At 53.7% G+C, this 6,227-nt stretch carries 8 protein-coding genes and 1 tRNA gene; 6 read left to right on the top strand and 3 right to left on the bottom strand.

Annotated features, from left to right (window positions below):
• Nucleotides 1-475 precede the first annotated feature (475 nt).
• Nucleotides 476-559: transfer RNA gene (locus D6783_00100), tRNA-Leu, on the top strand.
• Nucleotides 560-640: 81 nt separating this feature from the next.
• Here D6783_00100 and D6783_00095 read toward each other — a convergent pair.
• Together D6783_00095 and D6783_00090 are read right to left on the bottom strand one after the other, a co-directional pair.
• Nucleotides 641-1,294 (bottom strand): hypothetical protein, encoded by a 654-nt coding sequence (locus D6783_00095; GenBank protein RME54025.1) that lies wholly within the window; start codon nt 1,292-1,294, stop codon nt 641-643.
• A gap of 47 nt (nt 1,295-1,341) precedes the next feature.
• Nucleotides 1,342-1,728, bottom strand: a complete 387-nt coding sequence (locus D6783_00090; protein ID RME54024.1) for a 30S ribosomal protein S8e — start codon at nt 1,726-1,728, stop codon at nt 1,342-1,344.
• A 426-nt stretch (nt 1,729-2,154) separates the two neighbouring features.
• Between D6783_00090 and D6783_00085 the strand changes: the two genes are divergently transcribed.
• From D6783_00085 to lspA, 5 genes are all read left to right on the top strand, one after another.
• On the top strand, nt 2,155-2,382 hold the full coding sequence (locus D6783_00085) for a small nuclear ribonucleoprotein (GenBank protein RME54023.1): 228 nt from the start codon (nt 2,155-2,157) through the stop codon (nt 2,380-2,382).
• A gap of 74 nt (nt 2,383-2,456) precedes the next feature.
• Nucleotides 2,457-2,621, top strand: coding sequence for a 50S ribosomal protein L37e (locus tag D6783_00080; GenBank protein ID RME54022.1), 165 nt, complete (start codon nt 2,457-2,459; stop codon nt 2,619-2,621).
• Between the two features lie 39 nt (nt 2,622-2,660).
• Entirely contained in the window at nt 2,661-3,539 is an 879-nt protein-coding gene (locus D6783_00075; protein RME54021.1) for a hypothetical protein, read from the top strand.
• 184 nt (nt 3,540-3,723) lie between these two features.
• A complete protein-coding gene (locus D6783_00070; protein ID RME54020.1) occupies nt 3,724-4,125 on the top strand; it encodes a hypothetical protein in 402 nt (133 codons plus the stop codon).
• Nucleotides 4,119-4,706 carry a signal peptidase II gene (lspA, locus tag D6783_00065; GenBank protein RME54019.1) on the top strand — a complete coding sequence of 196 codons (588 nt, stop codon included), beginning with the start codon at nt 4,119-4,121 and terminating at the stop codon, nt 4,704-4,706. Before D6783_00070 ends, lspA begins: the two co-directional genes overlap by 7 nt.
• 176 nt (nt 4,707-4,882) lie before the next feature.
• On the opposite strand, the gene D6783_00060 is transcribed toward lspA, so the two are convergent.
• Nucleotides 4,883-6,227, bottom strand: a 1,345-nt coding sequence (locus D6783_00060; protein ID RME54018.1) for a DEAD/DEAH box helicase, incomplete at its 5' end; no start/stop codon positions are given.

Below are 6,227 nucleotides of genomic sequence, written 5' to 3'. Positions count from 1 at the left end.
GGGCTGTGTTGTGCAACAAACCTTGTCTCGCCAGAGCCGTTTTCGTTGAAAAATTCGAGGGTTTGAGGAGGTCATTACAGCACAGTAGCGACCATTTCGATTTATAAATTGGTTTTTAAATTGAACGGGGGCGTTCTTAAATGTTTTAAGCATCGACAAGAGTGCTTGCTACGCGCGCCGAGCAAAGGAAGCGCCCTGTCATTGCGCGAAGGTTCTCGTCGAGAAACAAGGAGTGAACAAAGGATGAACAAGGAATGGACACGGAACCGGCCGGCGTGGGATGTGAGCACGGCATTGTGAACATTGCATGATGAGGGCGGCGCGGGTGGAGAGCCACAAGAGAAACACAGCAGAAGCCCATAGCAAAAGCGCGGCCCGGATGACGAACCGACCCCCGCCACCTTGCACCTCCTCGAGAGCTCGCAAAGATTTAAAAAGGGAGTGTTGCTCGTCATGTTCTCGTGCGAAAATCGGTGCGGGCGTGCCAGAGCGGTCAAATGGGACGGGTTTAGGACCCGTTGGCTGAGTGCCTTCGCAGGTTCGAATCCTGCCGCCCGCAGATTCTTCGCTGACGTTTGCTGGCACGTTTGCTGGCTTTTCGTTGTTTGTTACTTACTTTCCCTCTTCGCGAACGGGCCGGCTACGGGTCTTCGCCAAACCAGTTCCTGCACAGCGAGCGGTACGTGTTTTCATCGACGATGGGAATGGCTTGAAGCTTCCATTGAGCGCTGCGAATGAATTCCTCAAGAGAAACAACGTCAAGGAGTGGTTGTTGTACGGGAACGACGCGAAGGCCGAGTTCGAGCGCTGCGCGAAGGCGGTGGCACCCGTCATCAACGTAGTATAAACTCGTGACGGCATCTTCAGTAATAGCGTCGACACTCGCACCGCCCTCGTCAACGAGAATTCTCGCCCGGGCACGCTCTGCACGCCCGGCACGCGCATCGCCCCCTGCTTGTTGTATCTCGCGTACCTTCACGCCCTCTTCATAGTCCGCAATGCGCGCGAGCAGTTCTTCACGCCCGAGGCGTTTGTAGCGCTCAACAATTGCTTGATTGAGGAAGAACTCTGATGTGTACGTGCAAGAGAGGTCGAGACGAAACAGAGACTTCTTCTTCCGTTGGTAGTTGTCTTGATGCATCTTGATGCATAGTCGGCCGTTCACAGTCGTTTGCTTGGAGGCGCCTTGCTTGGTGGTGGCGTGGTTAGCGGCACGCTCGCTACCATTTCTTTGTTCACGATTGCAGGAGAGGAACTGCGCGCTGTTGCGTTTTGTTGTGGCAATTCGTAGCAATCGTTGTGGCGGCCGTTATTATCGGTATTCTTGTTCTTTGTCAGGCGTTATTCTTTCTTCAGAAGCACTGCATTGACCGATCCTTCTTGGCCTGGCCTGCTGGTGATGCGCGCCGTGCCCTTGGGTGTTTCTACGATTGCCCCCTTCGTGAGGATGTTTCTCCTGATGAAGTGGCGATTGGCTGGGTTTTCGATGACGCGCGTCGCCGTTGTTTTGATTGTCTTCTTCGTTGACGGGTTGAAGAGGTTTATTGTTTGCTCCGCGAGAAGGCTGAGTTTTTCATTGCCGCCGCGGCAGCGCTTGAGCTTGACCTTGCGCTCACCAATCTTCGTTAGTGAGGGGTGAGATCCTTTTCGTGAAAGGAGTTTGGCAAGGCGGGCTTTGTAGCGCCCCCCGGTAGGTTTTCGTTTTGATCGCTTTTGAATAAGTGCCATTGCTCGTGGCAAACCCTCTCCCTTTTTTAAGCATTATGGTTTTTTCGTCTTCGGAACGTTCTTTGTAGCGTTCAACGGTACGTTCAAGCTCCGTAAAACGTAAGCTCCGTAAAAAAAAGTTCAAGGCGTTCTTGTGAATCTGTTTGAATCTATTTTTTGGATGCGTTTCTATTTTTTTGTGTATCGGGTATTGTATCAGGTGTATTTGTTGCCGTGTATTACTCGTGGGAGCAACAGGGGCGCAGGTGCAACAGAACGTATTCGGCGTTCATAGCAAGTTTTATAAATGGTTCAGCGCTCCTCTGGGGCCGTGCACAGGCAAAGGCAGCAAGGAGTGTTCTTGCTGGACGCGCTTTTACGTTGCATCGAGTTGCTAAAGCGAACGCCTGGTTTGGTTACGTATTTTTTTGTGAGGTGTGAGGAACAATGGAACAACAAGCAAGGCCACTTGACGCGCTTAATCGCGCGAGGAACAAGCGAGTCATTGTTGAGCTAAAGAATGGGAAGCAGCTCGTTGGAACGCTCAAGGCATTTGACATTCATATCAACACCGTGCTTGGCGATGCCGAAGAGCGTGTGGACGGTGAAGTAAAGCGAAAGCTCGGCGAGGTCTTCATCCGCGGGGATACTATTATCATTATTAGCCCTGCGTGAGTTGTGCTGGTGTCGAGGTTCCGTGCACGTCTTGATGCGCACGTTGATGTGCAACACGTGTTTGGTGATGGAGTATGAGTAAGGGAACAGCTGCTCGCGGAAAGTGGAGTAGGGGCAAGAGCCATATCGTGTGCCGCCGGTGTGGCAGGCATAGTTTTCACACGAGCCGGAAGGTGTGTGCGTCGTGTGGATATGGCAAGTCGCCAAAGCGCCGGACGTATCATTGGAAGGTCGAGTAGAACGGGCGTTGCGTCGTTTGCTTTCGCCCTTCTTTTTTCTTGTGGGATTTCTTCTGGGATTGTTTCTTTTTGTTTCCTTTTCGCCCTGCCTGGAGGCGCTCCTTCTTGGTTCATCTTCTTGGTTTCGCCAAGCGAACGAGCACGGAGGAGGGGGCGAGATTGGAGAGGAGATCTGCCTTCGATAAAAAAAAGAACTACCAAACAGTGATAAAATTAGAAAGATTTATATATGAGTACTGTGTGGCGCACCCTATGGGAAACCGCTGGAGGCTTGAAGACTACGTCATGACGGCGCCGAAGCACGTTGTGCAGGAGGTGTTGAAGGAATATCCCCTCTTCCCGCGGGAGCGCTACCACGCCACGTACGCTGATATTGTCGAAAGCCTCCTCGCAGAGGGGTTCCCAGGAGATGAATTCTTACTTGTCTACGATGGCCACAGCAGCAAGTACGCGATTCGAAGAGAGACCAGGCAGGGAAAGCCATACCCGAGCAGGTGGGTGAAGGGCCGCCTCAAAGAAGAGCAAGCAGGGGCGAGAGAATCACACGAGCCCGCATATATCGGTTCCGATAAAAAAGAGAAGCGAGCAATACGCTTTGATGTCGTGGAAGAGAAAGACGGTCTTGTCTTCCTCGTTGAACAAACACTCCACCCCCCATTCAAAAATGAGAAAGATAGCGGGCGCCGAGTCATTATTGCTGAGCTAGCACCGCCGGAAGAGGCAGAACGGTTTGCCCGCGTGCTGAACCTGCCTTCGCAGCCTCAAGAGTGGCGCGACAGCATATACACTGGTCGATTCAAGGGCGTGAACACGCCAGCCTCACAGCTCTCAATTGATTATTTGAAGAAGCTGGCTTTCCATCTCTACTCGCAAGCAAAATCACAAGCAAAAGAGCGACACCCCCGTCTCCCTTTTTGAGCGTCCTTTTTTTGAGCAAACGTTTGGTGGCTTTTTTTCGTCGCGGATTCTTATTTCGCTGTGGACGCTGGCGCAGAGAACAGGTAGTAAAAAGCAACAGCGCCAACAAAAAACGCAGAGGTAACAAAAAGTAACAAGTATCAAAAAGTAACATTTATAAGGTAAAGCAGGTGTAGAGACGCGTATGCGTCTTGCGTTTTGGAAGAAGAAACAAGATGAGTTTGCCGGAGGCGTTGATGACGGCGGAGTAGGCGATCCTTACCGAAGCGGCATGGGCGCGGGGGAGGACTCGTTAGGGTTCTCAAGTGAACCTGTGAAAAGTGGCGGCTTCGACGATGGCTTCGGCGGGCTTCCTTCGCCTGACGACGCGCAGGGCTTGCACGATACGATGACGCCGATGCATGCTCCCGCTCGCGTGCACGACACGGGTAGGAGCGGTTTCGGCGCGGAAAGCGAGGGCGGGGGCAGGTCGAGGGATGTCGAGCTCATTCTCTCCAAGCTCGACGCGATCAAGGCCGAGCTTGACGCGGTGCACATGCGTGTCAAGCAGCTCGAGGACGCAAAGCAAAAGCAGCGAGTGTGGTGATTGCCGTGCAGCGGAGCGCACAACGCCTGTGGTTCCCTGCTGTGGGCGTGCTGTTCTTGTTGGGTTTGGATCAGGCAGTGAAGACATTGGCGCGCAGTATGCCTGTTGGTAGTTCTGTCCAGCTCCTTCCTTTCGTCTCGTTCGTGCATGTGCAAAACACCGGGGCCTTGTGGGGTTGGGGTGTTGGCTTGAATGCGTGGTTTGCGGCTTTGTCCGTTCTTGTTCTTGTCCTCTTGTTCTTCTTTCGCTCGCAGTTGCCTTGCAGTACTTGCGCGGGCAGCGTTGCGTGGGTGTTCCTCGTCGCGGGCGTTGCGGGCAACCTTGTCGATCGGGTTTTTTTTGGTGCCGTGACGGATTGGCTCAGGATTGGGTGGTGGCCGAGCTTTAATCTCGCTGATGGGTATCTCAACATCGGCGTGTGGGTGTGTGTTGTGTCGTTCATCGTTGAGGAAGGTAAGCGAAGTCGGGGTGCGTCAAGGCAAGGAACGTTCGCGAGGGGGAGCGCACTGAACAAAAAGGTGTTGCCAAGAAGAAAAAAAGAATTTGAAGAAAAAAATCAAGGAAGAAAAAAAAGCGGTTGAAATAGTTGCTTGATTGTTCTGAAGCGGGTTTCAAGAACGAGAAACGAAAACAAGGACGAAACAGAAACAAAAAGACCTCTCTTGCAACTCTCTTGTTATTCGTTAGCAGGTTGTGCAGTTACAATTTTTAATTTAGGCAGTTATTATTTTTACTGTATTGCTTTTACGGTATTGCTTTACTTTTTGTGTGGCGCCCTTCCTTGCCTCTGCCGGCTTGTCCTGTTCCTGCCCGGGTGCCTCGGGCGGGACCCGTCGCGGGAGGTGCGCGTCCTCTGTCCGCTTTGCTGCCCTCTTCCTTCGCGCCGCGAGCCGGTGCTTCTCGGGCGTTGAGCGCCTCGCTCGCTCCTTGCTCCTCTTCCGTGAGAGAACCGCCTTCCCCCGCCCCGAGGAGCAGCGTGCTCATGCCGGAAGGGGACGCTGGCAAAGTTCGGTGTTTCTTCCCTGACAAGATCGCTTCTGTTCTCTTTTTCGATGCGTTGGAACTCGCGAAACGCGCGGGGCGAGACGATGCTTACAGCAAGCCCTTCCTTTCCTTGCCGGGCCGTCCTTCCGATCCTGTGCGTGTACGTTGCCGTGTCCGAGGGGACGTCAAAGTTGTACACGGTGGTGACGTCTTCGACGTGAAGACCCCTCGCGGCGACGTCGGTCGCGACGAGAACGGTAATGCGCCCTTCGTGGTAGTCTTTAAGGACTTTTTCCCTCGCCGACTGCGTCATGGCGCCGCTGGTGGCGAAGGCTCGAATGCCATTCTTGGTGAGGAACGAGGCAACGCTTGCCGTGTTGGCTCTCGTGTTGCAAAACACGAGCGCTTTTTCTTGCTGGCCGCGTTCCTTCGCGCGGGCTTCTCGCTCCTGCATGAGATGGAGGAGGAGGGATGCTTTTTTGTGGTCCTCGGTCACGTAGTAGACTTGCTGAAGGTGCTCCTTAGTAAAGGAGGGCTTGACGGTGATGCGGACGGGGTCTTTGAGGTATTTTCTGCTGAGGTTGATGATTTGTTGTGAGAGTGTTGCGGAGAAGAGCAGTGTTTGTCGAGTCTCGGGTGTTTTTGCAATGACACGTTCGATGTCGTCAATGAAGCCCATGTCAAGCATGCGGTCCGCTTCGTCAAGGACGAGGATGTCAACGTTGCTCAGGTCTAGCGCGTCGCGGGAGATGAGATCAAGAATCCTTCCGGGTGTGCCAATGACGGCGTGGGCGAGTTTGACTTTCTTGATTTGCGGCTCGATGGCGACGCCGCCGTAGACGGGGACGGCGCTGTACCCGGGCGGGGCGAACTTTGCGAACTCGTCGCAGACTTGTTTTGCTAGTTCACGCGTGGGAGCCATGACAAGTGCGCGCACGCCGCGGCCGAGTGGCTTGGTAAAGAGGGGGATGAGGAAGGCAAGTGTTTTCCCGGACCCCGTTTCGGATTCTGCTTGGATGTCCTTGCCTTGCATCGCTGCCGGTATGGCGCGTTCTTGTATTTGTGTTGGGGTTGTGATGCCGTGCCGGTGGAGGTTGTCAAGGATGTGTTGGGGGAGG

It is taken from the genome of Candidatus Woesearchaeota archaeon (assembly GCA_003694805.1).
GTDB lineage: Archaea > Nanobdellota > Nanobdellia > Woesearchaeales > J110 > J110.
This window is presented reverse-complemented; position numbering and strand designations above follow the sequence as displayed.

Excerpts from the sequence above, each read along its gene's own strand:
- D6783_00090 (RME54024.1), bottom strand. The coding sequence starts at position 1,728 with ATGGCACTTATTCAAAAGCGATCAAAACGAAAACCTACCGGGGGGCGC.
- D6783_00085 (RME54023.1), top strand. The coding sequence starts at position 2,155 with ATGGAACAACAAGCAAGGCCACTTGACGCGCTTAATCGCGCGAGGAAC.
- D6783_00080 (RME54022.1), top strand. The coding sequence starts at position 2,457 with ATGAGTAAGGGAACAGCTGCTCGCGGAAAGTGGAGTAGGGGCAAGAGC.
- D6783_00070 (RME54020.1), top strand. The coding sequence starts at position 3,724 with ATGCGTCTTGCGTTTTGGAAGAAGAAACAAGATGAGTTTGCCGGAGGC.